Genomic DNA, 17,886 nt, shown 5'->3' on the forward strand with positions numbered 1-17,886 from the left:
CAGGTATTCGGAGACAGGCATGGCAGACGTGACCACCCTGTTCCGGCTCGACGGGCGCCGTGCGCTCGTGACCGGGTCGGGACGCGGCATCGGCCTCGCACTTGCGCGCGGGCTCGCGCAAGCCGGCGCGAGCATCGTGATCAACGATCGCAATCCCGGGAAGGCCGCCGCGCTGGCGGCCGGCTTTCGCGACGAGGGCTTCGACGCCTCGCACGCGGTGTTCGACGTGACCGATTCGGCGCAGGCCACGGCCGCGATCGACGCTTTCGAGGCCGAGGTCGGCCCGATCGAGATCCTCGTCAACAACGCCGGCATCCAGCGCCGCGCGCCGCTCGACCAGTTCGCGGACGACGACTGGCACGCGCTGATGCGCGTCAACCTCGACGGCGCGTTCATCGTCTCGCGCGCGCTCGCGCGCCACATGATCGGGCGCGGTCACGGCAAGATCATCAACATCTGCTCGGTGCAGAGCGAACTCGCGCGGCCCTCGATCGCGCCGTATGCGGCCTCGAAGGGCGCGCTGCGGATGCTGACCAAGGGCATGTGCGCGGACTGGGCGCGCCACGGCATCCAGGCCAACGGCCTCGCGCCGGGCTACTTCGAGACCGAACTGAACCAGGCGCTGGTGGCCGATCCCGCGTTCAACGACTGGATCTGCAAGCGCACGCCGGCCGGCCGCTGGGGCCGTGTCGAGGAGCTGTGCGGCGCGGCGGTGTTCCTCGCCTCGCCGGCGGCCGATTTCATCAACGGTCAGACGCTGTTCGTCGACGGCGGCCTGACGAGCGTGGTCTGAGCGCCGGGCGCTCCGGCATCCCGGGCGTTCCACCCCGGCGTTCCAGCATTGAGGATCAGGAGGAAACATCCATGAGACTGCGTTGCATGTGTCTCGTCATTCACGCGCCGAACGACCTGCGCTACGAGGCGGCCGACATCGAGGCGCCCGGCGCGGGCCAGGTGCGCGTGCAGGTTGCGATGGGCGGCATCTGCGGCTCGGACCTGCATTATTTCCGCCACGGCGGGTTCGGCGCGATCCGGCTGCAGCAGCCGATGATTCTGGGCCACGAGGTGGCGGGCACGGTGGTCGAGACCGGCGAGGGCGTGAGCGGCGTGCGGGTGGGCGACCGCGTGGCCGTCAACCCGAGCCGGCCCTGCGGCCGCTGCAAATACTGCCTCGAAGGGCTGCCGAACCAGTGCCTCGACATGCGCTTCTACGGCAGCGCGATGCGCATGCCGCACATCCAGGGCGCGTTTCGCGGCGCGCTGGTCTGCGACGCGGCGCAGTGCGTGAAGCTGGCCGATCACGTGCCGTTCTCGCTCGCCGCGCTGGCCGAGCCGTTCGCGGTCGGCCTGCATGCCGTGTCGCGCGCCGGCGCGCTGATCGGCCGGCGCGTGCTGGTGTCGGGCTGCGGGCCGATCGGCGCGCTGGTGGTGGCGGCGGCCCGCGCGCACGGCGCGCGCGAGGTGGTGGCCACCGACGTGGTGGACGAGCCGCTCGCGGTGGCGAAGGCGCTCGGCGCGGATCGCACCATCAACGTCGCGGCCGATCCCGAATGGACGACGCCGCTCGCGGCCGACAAGGGCAGCTTCGACGTGATGATCGAGTGCTCGGGCAACGAGCGCGCGCTACGCGACGGGCTCGAGGTGCTGCGCCCGCGCGGCGTGGTGGTGCAGCTCGGCCTGGGCGGCGACGTGGCGATCCCGCAGAACGTGGTGGTGGCCAAGGAGCTCACGATCTGCGGTTCGTTCCGCTTCCACGCCGAGTTCGCGCTGGCCGTGCAGTTGATCAACGAGGGGCGCGTGGATCTGGCGCCGGCCATCACGCGCGTGTTCCCGGCGCGCGAGGCGAACGAGGCGTTCGCGCTCGCCGGCGACCGGCGCCGCGCGATGAAGGTGCTGATCGATTTCCAGGACGCGCTGGCCGACGCCGGGGCCTGATGCGCTGGACGGGGCGGTGGTTTCCTCGCCGCCCGAAACGACAAAGGCCCGATCGCGACGATCGGGCCTTTTGTCTCGCGTCCTGCGCTTCGAGGCGGGGCGCGTCGCGCCTCAATGCCCCTCGTCGCCGGCGCCGCCGTTCAGCCGCGCGGCCAGCGTGCGCGCGGCCAGGTCGAGCAGGAAGCCGAGCACGCCGATCACGAGGATCACGGCGGTCAGCTCCGAATAGGCGAGCCGGTCGCGCGTGTCGAGGATCAGGTAGCCGAGGCCCGAACTGACGCCGATCATCTCGGCCGGCACCAGCACGATCCAGAGGATGCCGATCGCGAGCCGCACGCCGGTCAGCACGTGCGCGGCGACGCCGGGCACGTAGATGTGCCAGAGCATTTCGGCGCGCGTCGCGGCCAGGCTGCGGCCCAGCTCGATCCAGCGCCGGTCCAGCTGCGCGACGCCGGCCGCGGTGCTGAGGATCAGCGGCCAGACCGCCGCGAACGCGAGCAGGAAATAGACGGCGCGATCGCCGACGCCGAGCGACATCACCGCCACCGGCATCCACGACAGCGGCGAGATCATGCGCAGGAACTGCAGCGTCGGCGACAGCGCGTGCTCGAGCCAGCGCACGCGGCCGATCGCGAAGCCGGCCGGCACGCCGATCACGAGCGCCGCGCCGAGGCCCACCGCGATGCGGCGCAGGCTGGTGGCCACGTGCAGCAGCAGCTGATCCTCGCCGATCAGCGCCGGCAGCGCCTGCCACGCGCGCGGCGGCGAGAACTGCGCGAGCATCGCGTTGCCGCCGGCCAGCAGCGCCACGGCGAGCCACCAGACGGCCAGCGTCGCCGCGAGCCCGGCCGCGCCAAGCAGCACGGCGCGCCGGCGGCGCGCGGCACGGCGGCGCGCGAGGTCGGACGCGGCGGCGCCGTCGGGCGGGGCGAGGCCGGCGCGCGCGTCGCGTTCCTCGAGCACGCTAGACAAGAATCGTCTCCTGCCGCGTGTAGCCGGCCGGCTGCCCGAACGCGGCCATCCCGCCCAGCGCCTCGATGCTCTTCTTCACGAAGCGGTCGTCCACCAGATCGCGCGCCGCGAACGCCGGATCGAGCTTGCCGAGGAAATCGCTCGCGCCCTCGGTCTGCGTGTTCCTGAGCCGGCGCACCAGTTCCTCGGTGTAGCTCGGGTACGGATAGGGCTGGAAGTCGATGCGCTTCTCGTGCCAGTCGGCGTGCTGGATCGCGCGGTCGCCCAGATAGCGTCCCTCGTCGCCCGCGGGCGGCGCGAGCACGCGTCCGAGCAGCGCCGACGCATGTGGCGTGTAATGGTTCGGGCCTTCCTTCGACAGCAGCCTGGCCGCGTCCTGCGGATGCGCGCGGGTCCAGAGCTGGGCCTTGACGATCGCGTCGACCACCTTCTGCGACCAGTCCGGGCGCCGCGTCAGGTCCTGCTCGTGCATGAAGATCGTGCAGCAGGCGTGGTTGCGCCAGACGTCGCCGGTGAAGCGCAGCACCTTGCCCACGTTCAGCTGCTCGGCGGCCGCGTTGAACGGCTCGGCCACGATGAAGCCGGCGATCTGGCGCGAGGCCAGCGCGGGCGGCATGTCGGACGGCGACATCACGATCAGCGCGACTTCCCTCGGGCCGGGCGCGGCGCCTTTCTTCAGCACCGGGCGCAGGCCCTGCGCGCGCAGCAGGTCCTGCAGGATCACGTTGTGGATCGAGTACCAGAACGGCACGGCCACGGTCTTGCCGCCGAGGTCGGCGAGCGAGCCGACCTCGGGCGAGACCGTGAGCGCCGAGCCGTTCACGTGGTTCCAGGCCACCACCTTGGCCGGCGCGTGGCTGCCGTAGCGCGCCCACAGCGTCATCGGCGAGAGCAGGTGGACGACGTTGACCTGGCCCGACAGGAACGCCTCGACCAGCTGCGCCCAGCTGCGCAGCAGCGTCGGTTTCTCGGCGTGCAGGCCGGCGGCCTCGAAGTAGCCGTTGTTGTGCGCGACCAGCAGCGGCGCGGCGTCGACGATCGGCAGATAGCCGATCCGCACCGGCGCATCGGGCTCGGCGGCGGCGCGCGCCGACAGCGAACCGAGCAGCGGCGCGGCGCCGGCCACGGAGAACAGCGTCGCGAGCTTCAGCCATTCGCGGCGGGACATCGGAAATTGGCACATCGTCAGGGTTCCACGGTGGGTTCGTCTGGATTCTTCGGGGGCGTCAGGCATCGCCACGAGCCGCGGCCGGCTGCATCGCGTCGTGCAGCGCCTGCAGGATCGGGATGCGCAGCGCGCCGAGCGCGTCGAGCTGGCTGTCGCGCGGCGCGGGGACGGCCACGCGCCATTCGCCCGCGAGCCGGCCGCCGTTGCCGAGCAGCACGACGCGATCGGCCACGCGCAGCGCCTCGTCGATGTCGTGGGTGACGAGCACGGCGGTCGCGCCGGTGCGGCGCACGATCTCGACCAGCAGTTGCTGCATGCCGGCGCGCGTGACTTCGTCGAGCGCGCCGAACGGTTCGTCGAGCAGCAGCGCGCGCGGTTCGCGCGCGAGGCTGCGGGCCAGCGCGGCGCGCTGCGCCATGCCGCCCGACAGCTGCGCGGGGCGCCAGTGGCGCGCATGTTCGAGGCCGACCGCGCGCAGCGCGGCCGTGGTGCGCGCGCGGCGCGTGGCCCGCGACAGCGCCGGCTGGCGCGCGAAGTCGAGGCCGAACGCGACGTTGCGCTCGACGCTGAGCCACGGCAGCAGCGCGGGATGCTGGAACGCGAGCGCGATGTCGGCGCGCGGGCCGTTCAACGGCGTGCCGTCGACGCGCACGGTGCCGGCGCCGGGCGGCACGAGTCCCGCCAGGGCGCGCAGCAGCGAGGACTTGCCGCAGCCGCTCGGCCCGAGCAGCGCGAGGATCTCGCCGGGCGCGACCTGCAGCGCGACCTCGCGCAGCACCTCGCGGTTCGGATAGCGGAGCGCGAGCCCCTCGACCTCGAGTCGCGCGCCGCCGCTCATGCCGTCGCGGCCGGCTGGCGGTGGCGGGCCAGCTGGGTCTTCAGCTGCACCAGGCTCGGCGTGACGATCGGCACGAACGCGGCCTCGCGCACGCGGCGCGCGGTGCCGCCCTGGCCGCGCAGGTAGCCGCGTCCACCCACGGCCTGCACTTCGAGCGCGACGGCCGCCTCGACGCTGGCCACCAGCGCGATGCGCAGCTCGAACAGCTCGGCCGGCCGCGCGAGGAAGCTGCCGTCCAGCACGCCCGCGAGCAGCCGCTCGCGCTGCGCGGCCAGCGCCGCGCGGGTCGTCTCGATCTCGTCGGCGATCACGTCCCGCGTCGCGTGGCCGGCGTCGGCGGCCGCCGCCAGCGCGCGCCCGGCGAGGCCCACCGACATCCCGCATTGCAGCCCGAGGAACGCCGGACGCACGCGCGCGAGGAACGCCGGCGCGTCGGCCGCGATCCGCCACGAGGCGTCGAGCACGGTGCCGTCCACGCGCAGCGCGGCCGTGTTGGTGGCGCGCAGCGCGATCAGGTCGAGGTCGTCGCTGCGCGCGACGCCGGGCGCCGCGTGAGGCAGCGCGAAGATCGACGGCGCGGCGCCGTCGTCGTGCTCGAACGCGGCGGCCGCGAGGAAGCCCTCGGGGCGCAGGTTGGTGATCCACGGCAGGCTGCCCGCGAGCGCATGGCCGTCGGCATGGCGCGTCGCGCGCATCTGCAGCGATTCGATGTTCGACAGGTACTTCATCGCGTTCGACAGGCCGGTGGCGCCGGCGATCTCGCCACGCAGCAGCGGCGGCAGCCAGCGCTCGCGCAGCGCGTCCTGGTCGGCGCGCAGCACGTATTCGATGAAGGTGCGATGGCCCCACAGCACGAACGCGGCCGCGAGCGAGTGCGTGGCGACTTCGGCCACCGCCTCGATCGCGTCGGCGATGCTGCCGCCCGCGCCGCCGTCGGCCACCGGGACGCCGAGGCCGAACACGCCGCCGCGTGCGAGCCGCGGCAGCAGCTCGGCGGCCAGCGCCGGTTCGGTGTCGAGCGATTCGGCATGTGCGTCGAGCCACGCGCCGAGCTCGGCGCGGGCGGACCGGTTCGGGGCCGGCGCGCCGGTTTCCGGCGTGGTGTCGGGCATCGGAATCGTCGGGTTCATGCGGTGCGGGCCTTCGGTTCCCAGCGGTAGTCGGCGAGTTGCGGATTCAGGTCGTTGCCGGCGAAGTTGTTCGCGAAGTTGCAGAGCGTGGCAAGGCTCACGCCGAGGATCACTTCCAGCGCGTTCGCGTCGCTGAAGCCGGCCGCGAGGAACGCCGCGCGCGCCGCGTCCGGCACCGCGCCGCGCGTCGCGATCACGGCGCGCGTGAGCACGGCCACGGCGTCGAGCCGCGCGTCGGGAATCGTCGCCTGCTCGCGGATCGCCTCGACCACCTCGGCCGGCAATTGTGCCTTCTTCAGCGCGACGGCCGTATGACCGGCCACGCAGAAGCCGCAGCCGTGGATCGCGGCGGCCGTGATCTGCACCACCTCGCGTTCGGCCAGCGTCAGGCCCGAGCGGCCGTTGATGCCGCCCACCGTCAGGTACGCTTCGAGCGCGGTGGGCGCGTTGGCCAGCGAGGCGACCAGGTTCGGCAGATAGCCGTTCGCGGCGAGCGCTTTTTCCAGGAACGGGCGGCTCGCTTCGGGAGCGCTTTCGACGGTGTGCAACGGCAGACGGGCCATGATGTCCTCGGCGGGAAGGGGCAGGTTCGAAGCCGCATTGTTGCCGGCGGCGGCGCGGGCCGGCAATGCGGCGCCGTCCGTGTTTCCTGCGGATTCGTCTCGCGTGCTGCGCGCGTGAAGCCGGGCGGCGCGCGGCCGTCAGTGGACTGGCGCGTAGACCGCCGCGTCGTGGCGCCGTTCACGCCGGCAGGCGCCGGGCTGCAGGCCCGTCACGCGCTTGAAGGCTTGCGCGAACGCCGACTCGGAGCGGTAGCCGACGTGCTCGGCCGCGTTCCAGGTCGAGGCGCCGTGGCGCAGCATCTCGGCGGCCACCTTCATGCGCAGCAGCGCGAGGAATTGCGCGGGCGGCTGGCCGCAGGCGTCGGCGAACTGCTTGCAGAAACGCGCGCGCGACATGTGGCAGAAATCGGCCATCGAGGTGGTGGTCCAGGCCTGGCCCGGCTCGGCCACGATCGCGTTCACGAGCGGCGCGAACTCGGCGCGGCGCATCACCGACCAGAGCCCGGGCGCGAAATCGTCGGCGCTCGCCACGGTGCGCAGCGCATAGAAGAACAGCACGTCGGTCAGGCGGTCGACCAGCGGCGAGGGCGCGTCGGGCGTGCGGCGCGCCTCCTCGCGGATCAGGTCGAACACCACGCGCGCGCCGGCCAGGCGCGGATCGTCGTGGCTGGCGAGGATGTGGTCGGGCAGCAGGCCGTGGATGGCATCGCCGAGGTCGGAGCGGAATTCGAAGAAGCCGCAGGCCAGGCCCACGCTGCCGGCCGACGCGTCGGCTTCGAGCGAGGTCATGGTGCCGGCGCGCGCGCCGAACTGGCGCTCGTCGGGCGCGGCCGCGTCGGGCGACAGGCAATGCGCGATGTCGTGCAGCAGGAACACCGCGTCGCCGGCCACGAGCCGGTGGCTGCGCGCCGGGCGCGTGTCGGTCGCGCGCAGGTGCAGCCAGCATTCGCCCTGCAGCACGAGGTGGAAGCTCGCGCGCTGGTGGCCGGCCGTGGACGCGAGATAGGTCCCGCAATACCGGCCGGCATGGAACAGGGTGCTGCGCAATTCGAGGCCGGAGAGCAGCCAGTCGGCGGCGCGTTCAGCGGTGGTCAACATGGGGGCGACGAGGGTGCGGCCGGGGCCGAAAACACAATGAGAAAAGAGACGCAGCTTAAGCCCCGCCGCACGCGGCGCCAAAGAAGCATTGGCAGGATGCATATGCGATGCGGTGATAAGCGCGCTCCCGGGGGCGCGCCGATCGTGCGCCGCGGCAGAGGAAGCCGTCTAGTTTTGCGGCACGGCGCGCGGGCATGCCGATGCTAAGCTGCGGACCATCTTGTCATCGTTCAATGTCAATAATGGAGACCCGGAGATGATCCGCTCGCAACTCTGCCTGGCCATCGTCGCGCTGCTGCCGTTCGTCTGGACCGTCTGCGCGAAGGGGCGCGCGAGCTACGACAACCGCGCGCCGCGCGACTACCTCGCGAAGCTCGAAGGCTGGCGCCGCCGCGCGGCGGCCGCGCACCAGAACGCCTGGGAGGCGCTCGCGCTGTTCACGGCGGCGCTGGTGGTGGCGTGGCACGACGGCGCGAACGCGGCGCGCGTCGATCAGCTGGCCACGGCGTTCGTCGCGATCCGCGTGCTGCACGGGATCGTCTATGTCGCGAACTGGGCGGCGCTGCGCTCGCTGGTCTGGTTCGCGGGCATGGTCTGCATCGTCTGGCTGTTCTTCGTCGCGCCTTGAGTGCCGAAGGCCGCCGCGCGCCGTGGCCCCGCGCTCAAGGCGGCTCGCCCGCCACCCAGTCCCGCACCGCCTGCGTGAACAGGCGCAGCGGCGCGGGTGGATGGCGGTTGGCCGGGTAGTAGAGCGCGAGCCCCGGCATCGGCACGCTCCAGGCGTCGAGCAGCGCGATCAGCCGCCCGCTCGCCAGATGCTCCGCGATCTGGCTTTCGGGCACCCAGGCCACGCCGATGCCGGCCAGCGCGGCCTCGATCATCGAGTTCAGGTTGCCGAGCGTCATCGGCCCGTGTACGTCGAGGCTGCTGGTCTTGCCGTCGAGCTGGAAATCCCAGCGGAACATCGCGCCGCTCTCGAAACGGTAGCGGATGCAGCGGTGCTGCATCAGGTCGGCGGGCCGCTCCGGCACCGGATGGCGCGCCAGGTAGGCAGGCGAGGCCACGGCGATGAAGCGCATGTCCGGCCCGAAGCGCACCGCGATCATGTCGCGCGGGACGTCGTCGAGCACGCGGATGCCGGCATCGAAGCCTTCGGCGACGATGTCGATGAGCCGAGTGTCGGTGACGAACTCGACGTGGATCTCCGGGTAGCGCAGCAGGAAATCGGGCAGCACGTGGCGGATCAGGAGGCGCGTGGAGGTTTCCGACGCATTGATCCGGACCGAGCCGGTGGGCCGGTTCTGCGCGGTGGAGACTTCGTCGACGGCGTTCTCGAGGTCGCTCAGCGCCGGGCCGACGCGGCGCAGCAGGTGCTCGCCGGCCTCGGTCAGCGCGACCGAGCGCGTCGTGCGGTTGAACAGGCGCACGCCGAGCCGTGCTTCCAGGCTGCGCATCGCGTGGCTCAGCGCCGACGGCGAGACGGCCAGCGAGCGCGCCGCCGCTCGAAAGCTGCGCTGGTCGGCGATCGCGACGAACGCCGTCAGTTCGGAGAGCCCGGCTCGCAACATAGATGAAAATTCCTCAGTAACGCATGCAAAATCATTCGTATTGTTGCGCCTAGCGTAGCATCCTAGACTGCCTCCTGTCTTGCAAGGCGACGGCATCGGGCCGTCGCGACGGCGGCCGGCCGGGCTTTTCGCGCCGCGCCGGCCGGCACTGGAACAGGAGGATCAAGCATGCGGACACGCACACTGGGTAATGGCAGGCTCGAGGTTTCGGCGATCGGGTTCGGCTGCATGGGCCTGAGCTTCGGCTACGGCCCGGCCGTCGACAGGGCCCACGGCATCGCGCTGATCCGCGCCGCCTTCGAGCGCGGCGTCACCTTCTTCGACACCGCCGAGGCCTATGCGCAGGGCGAGAACGAGCGGCTGGTCGGCGAGGCGCTCGCACCGTTTCGCGAGCAGGTGGTGATCGCCACCAAGTTCGGCTTCATCGACGGCGACCCGCGGCAGGGCCTCGACAGCCGGCCCGACACGATCCGCGCCGTCTGCGAGGCGTCGCTCGCGCGGCTCGGCGTCGAGCGCATCGATCTGTTCTACCAGCATCGCGTCGATCCCGCCGTGCCGATCGAGGACGTGGCCGGCACCGTGAAGGATCTGGTGCGCGAAGGCAAGGTCGCGCACTTCGGCCTGTCCGAAGCGGGCGCGCAGACCATCCGGCGCGCGCACGCGGTGCTGCCGGTGGCGGCGCTGCAGAGCGAATACTCGCTGTGGTGGCGCGAGCCCGAGCAGGCGGTGCTGCCCGTGCTCGACGAACTCGGCATCGGCCTCGTGCCGTTCTCGCCGCTCGGCAAGGGCTTCCTGACCGGCGCGATCGATGCCACCACGCGTTTCGACGCCAGCGATTTCCGCCACGTCGTGCCGCGTTTCTCCGAGGCGAACCGCGCCGCGAACGCCGGGCTCGTCGCGGCGCTCGGCGCGATCGCCGACCGGAAGGGCGCCACGCGCGCGCAGATCGCGCTCGCCTGGCTGCTCGCGCAGCGTCCGTCGATCGTGCCGATTCCGGGCACGACGAAATCTCACCGGCTCGACGAGAACGTCGGCGCGGCCGGGGTGACGCTCGACGCCGCCGATCTCGAACGGATCGGCGCCATGCTGCGCGAGATCGAGGTGGTGGGCGAGCGCTATCCGGCGCAGTTCCAGCAGCGCATCGATCGCTGAACGGCCGGGCAGGGGGCGCGGCGCCCCGAGCATGAAAACGGCAAGGCCCCGTTCGTCGTCGACGGGGCCTTGTCGTGTCCGGCGCCCGAGCGGCCGTGCGATTCACGCGGCCATCAACGCCCGAGCCCGCCTGATGCGGGTTGGAGAAAAAGCACCCTCGCTGCCATGGGGGGCATGGCGGGCGAGGGTCAAGGGTAGAACGTTACGACTGCAATGCTTGCCTGCCGGGGCCGTGCGTCAGGCGGCGACGGCTTCGCCGACCTTCGCGGCGACGGGCGCCTCGACGTCCTGGCGGATCAGGTAATCGAAGGCCGACAGCGAGGCCTTCGCGCCTTCGCCGACCGCGATCACGATCTGCTTGTACGGCACCGTGGTCACGTCGCCGGCGGCGAACACGCCCGGCAGCGAGGTGGCGCCGCGCGCATCGACCACGATCTCGCCGTGCTTCGACAGCTCGATCGTGCCCTTCAGCCATTCCGTGTTCGGCACCAGGCCGATCTGCACGAACACGCCTTCCAGTTCGATGCGCTTCGTTTCGCCGGTCGTGCGCTCCAGGTAGACGAGGCCGTTCACCTTCTGGCCGTCGCCGAGCAGCTCCTTGGTCTGCGCGCTGGTGATGATGGTCACGTTCTTGAGGCTGCGCAGCTTGCGTTGCAGCACTTCGTCGGCGCGCAGCGCGTCGCCGAACTCGATCAGCGTCACTTCACGGACGATGCCGGCCAGGTCGATCGCGGCTTCCACGCCCGAGTTGCCGCCGCCCACCACGGCCACGTGCTTGCCCTTGAACAGCGGGCCGTCGCAGTGCGGGCAGTAGGCCACGCCCTTGTTGCGGTATTCGCGTTCGCCCGGCACGTTCAGTTCGCGCCAGCGGGCACCCGTCGAGAGGATCACCGACTTCGCCTTCAGCGTCGCGCCGCTTTCGAGGCGGATCTCGTTGATCGCCCCCGGCACCAGCGCGGTGGCGCGCTGCACGTCCATGATGTCGACTTCATACTGCTTGACGTGCTGTTCGAGCGCGACCGCGAACTTCGGCCCTTCGGTTTCCTGCACGGAGACGAAGTTCTCGATCGCCATCGTGTCGAGCACCTGGCCGCCGAAACGCTCGGCCACCACGCCGGTGCGGATGCCCTTGCGCGCCGCGTAGATCGCGGCCGCCGCGCCGGCCGGGCCGCCGCCGACGATCAGCACGTCGAACACGTCCTTCTTGTCCAGTTCCTTCGCGGCCCGGGCGCTGGCGCCGGTGTCGAGCTTCGCGAGGATTTCCTTGACGCTGCTGCGGCCCTGGCCGAAATGCTCGCCGTTCACGAACATGGTCGGCACGGCCATGATCTGCCGTTCGTCCACTTCGTTCTGGAACAGCGCGCCGTCGATCGCCACGTGGCGGATGCGCGGGTTCAAGAGCGCCATCACGTTCAGCGCCTGCACGACTTCCGGGCAGTTCTGGCAGGTCAGCGAGAAATACGTCTCGAAGGAAAAATCGCCTTCGAGGTTGCGGATCTGTTCGATCGTCGCGTCGTCGAGCTTGAGCGGATGGCCGCCCACCTGCAGCAGCGCGAGCACGAGCGAGGTGAATTCATGCCCCATCGGGATACCCGCGAAGCGGATGCCGGTGGGCTTGCCGGGCTCGCCGATCGAGAACGACGGCTTGCGTTCGGCGTCGTCGCGGCGTTCCACGACGGTGACGCGCGGCGACAGCGAGCCGATCTCGTTCAGCAGCTCGATCAGCTCCTTCGACTTGGCGCCGTCATCGAGCGAGGCGACGAGTTCGATCGGGCGGGTGATCTTGTCGAGGTACGACTTCAACTGGTTCTTGAGATTGGCGTCGAGCATGATGATTCGGATTCCGTAATGTTTTTGGCACCTCGCCGGAGGGCGAGGGGGCGTGCGGCGCGGGGGCCGCACGGTGGAGCGCCTCGCGGCGCCCCGGTACCGTCTGATGCGAACGAAGCTTAGATCTTGCCGACCAGGTCGAGCGACGGCGTCAGCGTTTCGGCGCCCGGCGTCCACTTCGCGGGGCAGACTTCACCCGGGTGCGATGCGACGTATTGAGCAGCCTGCACCTTGCGCAGCAGTTCGCCTGCGTCGCGGCCGATGCCGTTGTCGTGGATTTCAGCGATCTTGATCTCGCCTTCCGGGTTGATCACGAACGTGCCGCGCAGCGCCAGGCCTTCTTCCTCGATCAGCACGTCGAATGCGCGTGCCAGCGTGGCCGTCGGATCGCCGACCAGCGGATACTTGATCTTCGCGATCGTGTCCGACGTGTCGTGCCATGCCTTGTGCGTGAAGTGCGTGTCGGTCGACACGCCGTAGATTTCCACGCCCAGCTTCTGGAATTCTTCGTAGCGATCGGCCAGGTCGCCCAGCTCCGTCGGGCACACGAACGTGAAGTCGGCCGGATAGAACACGACGACCGACCACTTGCCCTTCAGCGACTCTTCGCTGACGGGAACGAATTCGCCGTTGTGATATGCGGTTGCCTTGAACGGTTTGATCTGGCTGTTGATGATCGGCATTTGGGTCTTCCTTTGGTCAATGGGTGATCAGGAGCAGCCAGTATGACGATTGGGGGAGGGAATGTGAAATTGCTTGTTTCAATCAGGGGGATCGAGATTTCCTATCTGTCCCGGATTTTGGATAGCGTGAAGCTCGGGCCGGGTCGGAAGACCGGGCGCCGGCGCAAGCGGAGCGACGGTGGGCAGGCCGGAAAGCCTTGCCGCGTAAGCTTCGGACGCCTCGCCGGAGGTCGCGGGGCGGACTGCGCCGAGGCGCTCGGCGCGAAATGCGACAACGCGTCTAAATGACGCGAATATCCCGATTTTCGCCGATTCGTGCGTGGCCGTCCAGCCCCGGTGGAAAACGAAATGGCGCCTGACGAATCATTGGCGGATCGATTTGACGTAGCCGTGACGAAGCGCATTTCGATCCGGTCGATGCCGCTATGCCGGCGCGCAATTTCAGTGCAGGTTCAAGCGGCCGCTCGCGTTCCGGCGCTGCCATGTGCGTTACCGCGTCGGCACGCGCTACCATCGCATGCCGATGCTGCCCGGCTTCGTGCTGATCGCGCTGTCCATCTGGCTTGCCGGGAACGTCGGCACCTTCAGCCACGCGTGGCGCCATCCCGGGCAGCGCGACGGCTGGATCATGGTGTCGACGGGCCAAGCCCGGCTCGTGGTTCAGGCTGACGCTCGTGAGCGACGTGATCGTGACGCCCGTGAACCGGCCGCGCGCGTGGCACGGCGCCGAGGCGCACGGCGGCGCGCGCGAGCGGCGGTAGAATGCCGGTTTTCCATTTCCTCCGCGCCGCCGCGACCGGTTCGCGCGCGCGGAGCGTCCCCCAAGCGCGATGACCCACACTGACGACAAAACACTCGACGAACTCGACCGGTTCCTGATGTCCGACATCATGTCGGAGAACACCATGACGATCGAGATGCTCGACGGTTACCTGACCGCGATCGCGATCGGCCCGACCACCATTCAGCCGACCGAATGGCTCGCCGACGTCTGGGGGCCGACCGAGGACGACGCGCCCGATTTCGAATCCTACGAACAGGCCGAGCATGTGTTCGGCCTGATGATGCGCCACTACAACGCGATCCTGCAGACCTTCGAGGCCGATCCGGCGTCGATCGCGCCGCTATTCAGCGTCAACGAGGTGGACGACGGGGACGATCCGCGCGAGTACATCGACGCGGAGGCGTGGGCGAACGGTTTCTTCCAGGGTATGGGGCTGTGCTGGGACGACTGGCAGCCGTTGCTCGACCATCCCGATGCCGAGCAATGGCTGCGGCCGCTGCGCCTGCTCGGCAGCGACGATCTCGACGACGAGGAGCGCGAGCTCGTCAGCCAGCCGGCCGAGCGCGAGACGCTGTCGGAGCAGGTACCGCCCGCGGTCGCGCGAATCTACGAATTCTGGCTGCCGCATCGCGGCTCGACACAGGAACGGCTGCTCGCGCAGACGATCCAGCGCGACGCGCCGAAGGTCGGCCGCAACGATCCCTGCCCGTGCGGCAGCGGCAAGAAGTTCAAGAAGTGCCACGGCACGGACGACGCGCAGGACTGACGCGGCGCCATCCGCCGCGAGTCGACCGCGATCGGGCGGTGAGCGGGCGCGCGATGCGCCGTCAGGATCGGCCCTGACAGGCCGAGACAAGTCGTGACGGGCCAGGGCGGCGCCATGCCGGCCTTGCTCGCGGCTCAACTCAATGGATGTAGGTCACGCTGCGTTCGCGCGCGCGGATCTCGAGTCCGGCGTCGAGCAGCGAGATCGAGAACCAGCGCGTGAGCTTCAGCACGCCGCTGACCGAGAACGCGGGCAGCCAGTCGTTCAGCACGCGCATCGCCGCCTCCCCGCGCGTCGATTGCAGATGCGCGATGGCCTGCAGCAGCGAGGCTTCGTCGTAGGCGAGTTCGCGCGCGCAGCGGCAGCGCATGTCGAGCGGGCGCGCCGCCGAACTGGCGAGTACGCACATCATCATGTCAAAGTGGGCGAGGCCGTCGGGATGGACGCCGGCCTCGACCAGCACGTCGCGCCACGTGGGCGGCAGCCGCGGGTTCGCGTTGCTGGCGCAGTCGGGATGCAGCCAGGTCCGCACGGCGGTGAGGATGACGCGTTCGGCGGTATCGGGATCGCCCGCGAGCGGGTCGTCGATCAGCGAAGCGCGGCGTGTGGCGAGTCGCGTGTCACTCATGGCACCTCCAGGTATTGGGTATTTCGGTTGGCGCGGCGCCGGCGCGCGCCGCTCCGCGGGAAGACGCGGGCCGCGCCCGCGCGACGGCGCGGCGGCGGCCTGACGGTCGACGGGCGGTCGTTCAGCGCTGGCCGGAGCGCCATTCGCGCACGTAGGCGCCGGCGGCCGGGCGCGGCGTGGCCGGCATGTCGGCGGCCGGCGTGCCGACGTAGAGGAAACCGAGCAGCCGCTCGTTTGGGGCGAATCCGAGCGCGTCGTGCAGCGCCGGCTCTCGCGAATCGACGCCGGTCGACCAGAAGCCGCCGTAGCCGAGCAGGTGGACGGCGTTCAGCAAGTTCATCGCGGCGGCGCCGGCCGCCAGTAGTTGCTCGGTCTCGGGTACCTTGCGATGCGGGACGATGGCCGCGCCGATCGCGATCAGCACGGGGGCGGCCAGCGCCTTGCCGGCGCGGTGCGCGTTCGATCCCGTCGGCGCGTCGGGTTCGCGCGCGTCGGCCAGGCCCACCAGCACGTCGCCGAGCGCGCGGCGCGCCTCGCCGCGAATCAGCACGAAGCGCCACGGCTTCAGGTTGCCGTGATCGGGGGCTCGCATCGCGGCCGCGAAGATCGCGTCGAGTTCGCGGTCGTTCGGGCCGGGTTCGGCGAGCGGCCAGCAGGATTGGCGGGAGAGCAGGCCGGCGAGGGCCGCGGCGGGATCGGTGGCGGCGTCGGGGGCGCCGAGGCGGGAGAGCGTGGCGGTCGTCATGGGAATCGGTGCGGTTGGTCGGTTTGGGCGATGGACGAATGATCGGCCAGTTTCTCCTCAAATGCAAATGATTCTCATTCATTTATTCGAGAAAGCGATTCGTCCGGCGTGGCGGCGGCGCCGCGTCCGTCGCCTGGATCCGGCCGTCCGGCCAGATCGGGGTGCGGATTCCCATGCTCCCCATCCTGCTTGCCGTTCCGCCTCGCGCCGCGCGCAAGGCCATCGCGCACCGTGGGCAAGCGGCGCCAACTGGCGCATGATCGATGCGAGGCCGGCGTGCTCGCGCCGGCCGCCGGGATTGTCATCAGGGCACCATCGTTCCGCCGGCCCGCCAAGCGCTGCCGGCCGCCTGCCTCGTCGCGGCGCATGCCGGCGCGCGCGGCGAGGCGGCCCGCACCGATGCGGTGCATGATGTCGTCAAACGGTGCCATATCGGTGAAAGTCTCAGGCTGGCGCAAGGCACGGACCTTGCTGGATACTGCATCACGCCGGTCCGGCATCGTGGATGCCGAACAAAAGAAGAGAGATGGAGAGATCCTGAATGAAGCCATTCGATGAAATGCTGCAATCCGGCGACTCGGTACGCGCACCTTACGAGCGCCTCAAGCAATGGCTCGACACGCAGGACCCTGCGAGCCTGGCGCAGAAGGCCCATGACGCCGAAGGCGTGTTCCGGCGCACCGGCATCACGTTCGCCGTCTACGGGGATGCGGAGGCCGCCGAGCGGCTGATCCCGTTCGACATCGTGCCGCGCATCATTTCCGGGCAGGAATGGACCCGGCTGTCCCAGGGCATCGAACAGCGCGTGATGGCGCTCAACGCGTTTCTCGACGACATCTACCACCGCCAGGAAATCGTCCGCGCCGGCATCGTGCCGAAGCACCTGATCGCGCACAACGAGGCATTCCTGCCCGAGATGATCGGCTTCCGGCCGCCCGGCAACGTCTACACGCACATCATCGGCGTCGACATCGTGCGCACCGCCGAGAACCAGTTCTACGTGCTGGAGGACAACGCGCGCACGCCGTCGGGGGTGTCGTACATGCTGGAAAACCGCGAAACCATGATGCAGCTGTTTCCCGAGCTGTTCCAGCGCGTCAAGGTGCGGCCGGTCGAAACCTATCCGCAGCTGCTGCGCCAGTCGCTGGCGGCGGTCTGCCCGCCCGGCGGCAACGCCGACAATCCGACGGTGGCCGTGCTCACGCCCGGCATCCACAACTCCGCCTACTACGAGCACGCGTTCCTGGCCGACCAGATGGGCGTGCATCTGGTGGAGGGCAGCGACCTGCAGGTGATCGACGGGCGCGTGGCGATGCGCACCACCGAGGGCTTCCGGCCGATCGACGTGCTGTACCGCCGGCTCGACGACGCGTTCCTCGATCCGCTCACGTTCCGCCCCGATTCGGTGCTCGGCGTGGCCGGCATCATGGACGTCTACCGCGCCGGCAACATCACGATCGCCAACGCGCCCGGCACCGGCATCGCCGACGACAAGGCGATCTATTCCTACATGCCCGAGATCGTCGAGTTCTACACCGGCCGCAAGGCGCTGCTCGAGAACGTGCCGACCTGGCGCTGCGGCGAGGCCGACAGCCTCAAGTACGTGCTCGAGCATCTGGAGGAACTGGTGGTGAAGGAGGTCCACGGCTCGGGCGGCTACGGCATGCTGGTCGGCCCGGCCTCGACGCGCGAGGAGCGCGAAACCTTCTCGGCCAAGCTGCGCGCGCGGCCCGCCAACTACATCGCGCAACCCACGCTCGCGCTGTCCACCACGCCGATCCTGACCGAGAAGGGGCTCGCGCCGCGTCACGTCGACCTGCGCCCGTTCGTGCTGGTCTCGGACCGGATCCGCATCACGCCGGGCGGGCTCACGCGCGTGGCGCTCAAGGAGGGCTCGCTCGTCGTCAATTCGAGCCAGGGCGGCGGCACCAAGGACACCTGGGTGCTGGCCGACTGAGCCGCCCGGCTCGCGCGGCGGCCTTGGCGGGCGCCGCGCGCGAGAGAAACAACGATCGGAGTCAACGGG

General features: G+C 70.2%; 20 protein-coding genes. 7 read left to right on the forward strand and 13 right to left on the reverse strand.

The annotated features are described in order from the left end of the window. Positions 1-19 precede the first annotated feature (19 nt). Positions 20-793: an SDR family NAD(P)-dependent oxidoreductase gene (locus bpln_RS23880; protein ID WP_055140196.1), complete on the forward strand. Its 774-nt coding sequence runs from the start codon at positions 20-22 to the stop codon at positions 791-793. Positions 794-864: 71 nt separating this feature from the next. Beyond that, complete coding sequence (locus tag bpln_RS23885) at positions 865-1,935, forward strand: L-idonate 5-dehydrogenase (protein ID WP_042627722.1); 1,071 nt, start codon at positions 865-867, stop codon at positions 1,933-1,935. A 111-nt stretch (positions 1,936-2,046) separates the two neighbouring features. On the opposite strand, the gene bpln_RS23890 is transcribed toward bpln_RS23885, so the two are convergent. From bpln_RS23890 to bpln_RS23915, 6 genes are all read right to left on the reverse strand, one after another. Then, positions 2,047-2,907: an ABC transporter permease gene (locus tag bpln_RS23890; protein ID WP_080937383.1), complete on the reverse strand. Its 861-nt coding sequence runs from the start codon at positions 2,905-2,907 to the stop codon at positions 2,047-2,049. Continuing rightward, positions 2,900-4,090: an ABC transporter substrate-binding protein gene (locus tag bpln_RS23895; protein ID WP_055140197.1), complete on the reverse strand. Its 1,191-nt coding sequence runs from the start codon at positions 4,088-4,090 to the stop codon at positions 2,900-2,902. The genes bpln_RS23890 and bpln_RS23895 overlap by 8 nt, the downstream gene beginning before the upstream one ends. Before the next feature lie 43 nt (positions 4,091-4,133). Continuing rightward, on the reverse strand, positions 4,134-4,913 hold the full coding sequence (locus tag bpln_RS23900; RefSeq protein WP_055140198.1) for an ABC transporter ATP-binding protein: 780 nt from the start codon (positions 4,911-4,913) through the stop codon (positions 4,134-4,136). After that, positions 4,910-6,025 (reverse strand): acyl-CoA dehydrogenase family protein, encoded by a 1,116-nt coding sequence (locus tag bpln_RS23905; RefSeq protein ID WP_055141197.1) that lies wholly within the window; start codon positions 6,023-6,025, stop codon positions 4,910-4,912. Before bpln_RS23905 ends, bpln_RS23900 begins: the two co-directional genes overlap by 4 nt. A 14-nt stretch (positions 6,026-6,039) precedes the next feature. After that, positions 6,040-6,606 (reverse strand): carboxymuconolactone decarboxylase family protein, encoded by a 567-nt coding sequence (locus bpln_RS23910; protein WP_042629371.1) that lies wholly within the window; start codon positions 6,604-6,606, stop codon positions 6,040-6,042. A gap of 138 nt (positions 6,607-6,744) precedes the next feature. Further along, positions 6,745-7,704 (reverse strand): AraC family transcriptional regulator, encoded by a 960-nt coding sequence (locus tag bpln_RS23915; protein ID WP_055140199.1) that lies wholly within the window; start codon positions 7,702-7,704, stop codon positions 6,745-6,747. Between the two features lie 256 nt (positions 7,705-7,960). Here bpln_RS23915 and bpln_RS23920 point away from each other — a divergent pair, with 256 nt between their 5' ends. Further along, positions 7,961-8,332 (forward strand): MAPEG family protein, encoded by a 372-nt coding sequence (locus bpln_RS23920; protein ID WP_042627726.1) that lies wholly within the window; start codon positions 7,961-7,963, stop codon positions 8,330-8,332. Positions 8,333-8,366: 34 nt separating this feature from the next. On the opposite strand, the gene bpln_RS23925 is transcribed toward bpln_RS23920, so the two are convergent. Then, positions 8,367-9,272: a LysR family transcriptional regulator gene (locus tag bpln_RS23925; RefSeq protein WP_042627727.1), complete on the reverse strand. Its 906-nt coding sequence runs from the start codon at positions 9,270-9,272 to the stop codon at positions 8,367-8,369. Positions 9,273-9,440: 168 nt separating this feature from the next. On the opposite strand from bpln_RS23925, the gene bpln_RS23930 reads away from it, so the two are divergent. Continuing rightward, positions 9,441-10,424: an aldo/keto reductase gene (locus tag bpln_RS23930; protein ID WP_055140200.1), complete on the forward strand. Its 984-nt coding sequence runs from the start codon at positions 9,441-9,443 to the stop codon at positions 10,422-10,424. A gap of 237 nt (positions 10,425-10,661) precedes the next feature. Here bpln_RS23930 and ahpF read toward each other — a convergent pair whose 3' ends face one another. From ahpF to bpln_RS37075, 3 genes are all read right to left on the reverse strand, one after another. Continuing rightward, positions 10,662-12,254 (reverse strand): alkyl hydroperoxide reductase subunit F, encoded by a 1,593-nt coding sequence (gene ahpF, locus bpln_RS23935; RefSeq protein ID WP_042627729.1) that lies wholly within the window; start codon positions 12,252-12,254, stop codon positions 10,662-10,664. Positions 12,255-12,373: 119 nt separating this feature from the next. Continuing rightward, entirely contained in the window at positions 12,374-12,937 is a 564-nt protein-coding gene (ahpC, locus tag bpln_RS23940) for an alkyl hydroperoxide reductase subunit C (protein ID WP_042627730.1), read from the reverse strand. Between the two features lie 280 nt (positions 12,938-13,217). Continuing rightward, positions 13,218-13,529 (reverse strand): hypothetical protein, encoded by a 312-nt coding sequence (locus tag bpln_RS37075; protein WP_162492388.1) that lies wholly within the window; start codon positions 13,527-13,529, stop codon positions 13,218-13,220. Between bpln_RS37075 and bpln_RS36045 the strand changes: the two genes are divergently transcribed. Both bpln_RS36045 and bpln_RS23945 read left to right on the forward strand, forming a co-directional pair. Next, positions 13,461-13,781, forward strand: a complete 321-nt coding sequence (locus tag bpln_RS36045; RefSeq protein WP_244131913.1) for a DUF817 family protein — start codon at positions 13,461-13,463, stop codon at positions 13,779-13,781. The two genes, bpln_RS37075 and bpln_RS36045, sit on opposite strands and share 69 nt — an antisense overlap. Then, the gene (locus tag bpln_RS23945; protein ID WP_042627731.1) at positions 13,768-14,487 is read left to right on the forward strand and encodes a YecA/YgfB family protein; all 720 of its coding nucleotides are present in this window, start codon (positions 13,768-13,770) and stop codon (positions 14,485-14,487) included. Before bpln_RS36045 ends, bpln_RS23945 begins: the two co-directional genes overlap by 14 nt. Positions 14,488-14,626: 139 nt before the next feature. Here bpln_RS23945 and bpln_RS23950 read toward each other — a convergent pair whose 3' ends face one another. The 3 genes from bpln_RS23950 to bpln_RS36050 all read right to left on the reverse strand — a co-directional run bounded on the left by bpln_RS23950 (position 14,627) and on the right by bpln_RS36050 (position 16,360). Next, a complete protein-coding gene (locus bpln_RS23950; protein WP_055140201.1) occupies positions 14,627-15,115 on the reverse strand; it encodes a hypothetical protein in 489 nt (162 codons plus the stop codon). A 121-nt stretch (positions 15,116-15,236) separates the two neighbouring features. Beyond that, a complete protein-coding gene (locus bpln_RS23955; RefSeq protein WP_055140202.1) occupies positions 15,237-15,860 on the reverse strand; it encodes a nitroreductase family protein in 624 nt (207 codons plus the stop codon). Positions 15,861-15,934: 74 nt separating this feature from the next. After that, the gene (locus bpln_RS36050; RefSeq protein WP_208459444.1) at positions 15,935-16,360 is read right to left on the reverse strand and encodes a hypothetical protein; all 426 of its coding nucleotides are present in this window, start codon (positions 16,358-16,360) and stop codon (positions 15,935-15,937) included. Positions 16,361-16,401: 41 nt separating this feature from the next. On the opposite strand from bpln_RS36050, the gene bpln_RS23960 reads away from it, so the two are divergent. Then, positions 16,402-17,817 (forward strand): circularly permuted type 2 ATP-grasp protein, encoded by a 1,416-nt coding sequence (locus tag bpln_RS23960; protein WP_042627734.1) that lies wholly within the window; start codon positions 16,402-16,404, stop codon positions 17,815-17,817. Positions 17,818-17,886 lie beyond the last annotated feature (69 nt).

This window comes from Burkholderia plantarii (assembly GCF_001411805.1).
Lineage (GTDB): Bacteria > Pseudomonadota > Gammaproteobacteria > Burkholderiales > Burkholderiaceae > Burkholderia > Burkholderia plantarii.

What these genes read in the sequence shown, in the direction of transcription:
- bpln_RS23880 (WP_055140196.1), top strand. Translation starts at nt 20, where the DNA reads ATGGCAGACGTGACCACCCTGTTCCGGCTCGACGGGCGCCGTGCGCTC.
- bpln_RS23885 (WP_042627722.1), top strand. Translation starts at nt 865, where the DNA reads ATGAGACTGCGTTGCATGTGTCTCGTCATTCACGCGCCGAACGACCTG.
- bpln_RS23895 (WP_055140197.1), bottom strand. Translation starts at nt 4,090, where the DNA reads ATGTGCCAATTTCCGATGTCCCGCCGCGAATGGCTGAAGCTCGCGACG.
- bpln_RS23900 (WP_055140198.1), bottom strand. Translation starts at nt 4,913, where the DNA reads ATGAGCGGCGGCGCGCGACTCGAGGTCGAGGGGCTCGCGCTCCGCTAT.
- bpln_RS23905 (WP_055141197.1), bottom strand. Translation starts at nt 6,025, where the DNA reads ATGCCCGACACCACGCCGGAAACCGGCGCGCCGGCCCCGAACCGGTCC.
- bpln_RS23910 (WP_042629371.1), bottom strand. Translation starts at nt 6,606, where the DNA reads ATGGCCCGTCTGCCGTTGCACACCGTCGAAAGCGCTCCCGAAGCGAGC.
- bpln_RS23915 (WP_055140199.1), bottom strand. Translation starts at nt 7,704, where the DNA reads ATGTTGACCACCGCTGAACGCGCCGCCGACTGGCTGCTCTCCGGCCTC.
- bpln_RS23920 (WP_042627726.1), top strand. Translation starts at nt 7,961, where the DNA reads ATGATCCGCTCGCAACTCTGCCTGGCCATCGTCGCGCTGCTGCCGTTC.
- bpln_RS23925 (WP_042627727.1), bottom strand. Translation starts at nt 9,272, where the DNA reads ATGTTGCGAGCCGGGCTCTCCGAACTGACGGCGTTCGTCGCGATCGCC.
- bpln_RS23930 (WP_055140200.1), top strand. Translation starts at nt 9,441, where the DNA reads ATGCGGACACGCACACTGGGTAATGGCAGGCTCGAGGTTTCGGCGATC.
- ahpF (WP_042627729.1), bottom strand. Translation starts at nt 12,254, where the DNA reads ATGCTCGACGCCAATCTCAAGAACCAGTTGAAGTCGTACCTCGACAAG.
- ahpC (WP_042627730.1), bottom strand. Translation starts at nt 12,937, where the DNA reads ATGCCGATCATCAACAGCCAGATCAAACCGTTCAAGGCAACCGCATAT.
- bpln_RS36045 (WP_244131913.1), top strand. Translation starts at nt 13,461, where the DNA reads ATGCTGCCCGGCTTCGTGCTGATCGCGCTGTCCATCTGGCTTGCCGGG.
- bpln_RS23945 (WP_042627731.1), top strand. Translation starts at nt 13,768, where the DNA reads ATGACCCACACTGACGACAAAACACTCGACGAACTCGACCGGTTCCTG.
- bpln_RS23950 (WP_055140201.1), bottom strand. Translation starts at nt 15,115, where the DNA reads ATGAGTGACACGCGACTCGCCACACGCCGCGCTTCGCTGATCGACGAC.
- bpln_RS23955 (WP_055140202.1), bottom strand. Translation starts at nt 15,860, where the DNA reads ATGACGACCGCCACGCTCTCCCGCCTCGGCGCCCCCGACGCCGCCACC.
- bpln_RS36050 (WP_208459444.1), bottom strand. Translation starts at nt 16,360, where the DNA reads ATGCCGGACCGGCGTGATGCAGTATCCAGCAAGGTCCGTGCCTTGCGC.
- bpln_RS23960 (WP_042627734.1), top strand. Translation starts at nt 16,402, where the DNA reads ATGAAGCCATTCGATGAAATGCTGCAATCCGGCGACTCGGTACGCGCA.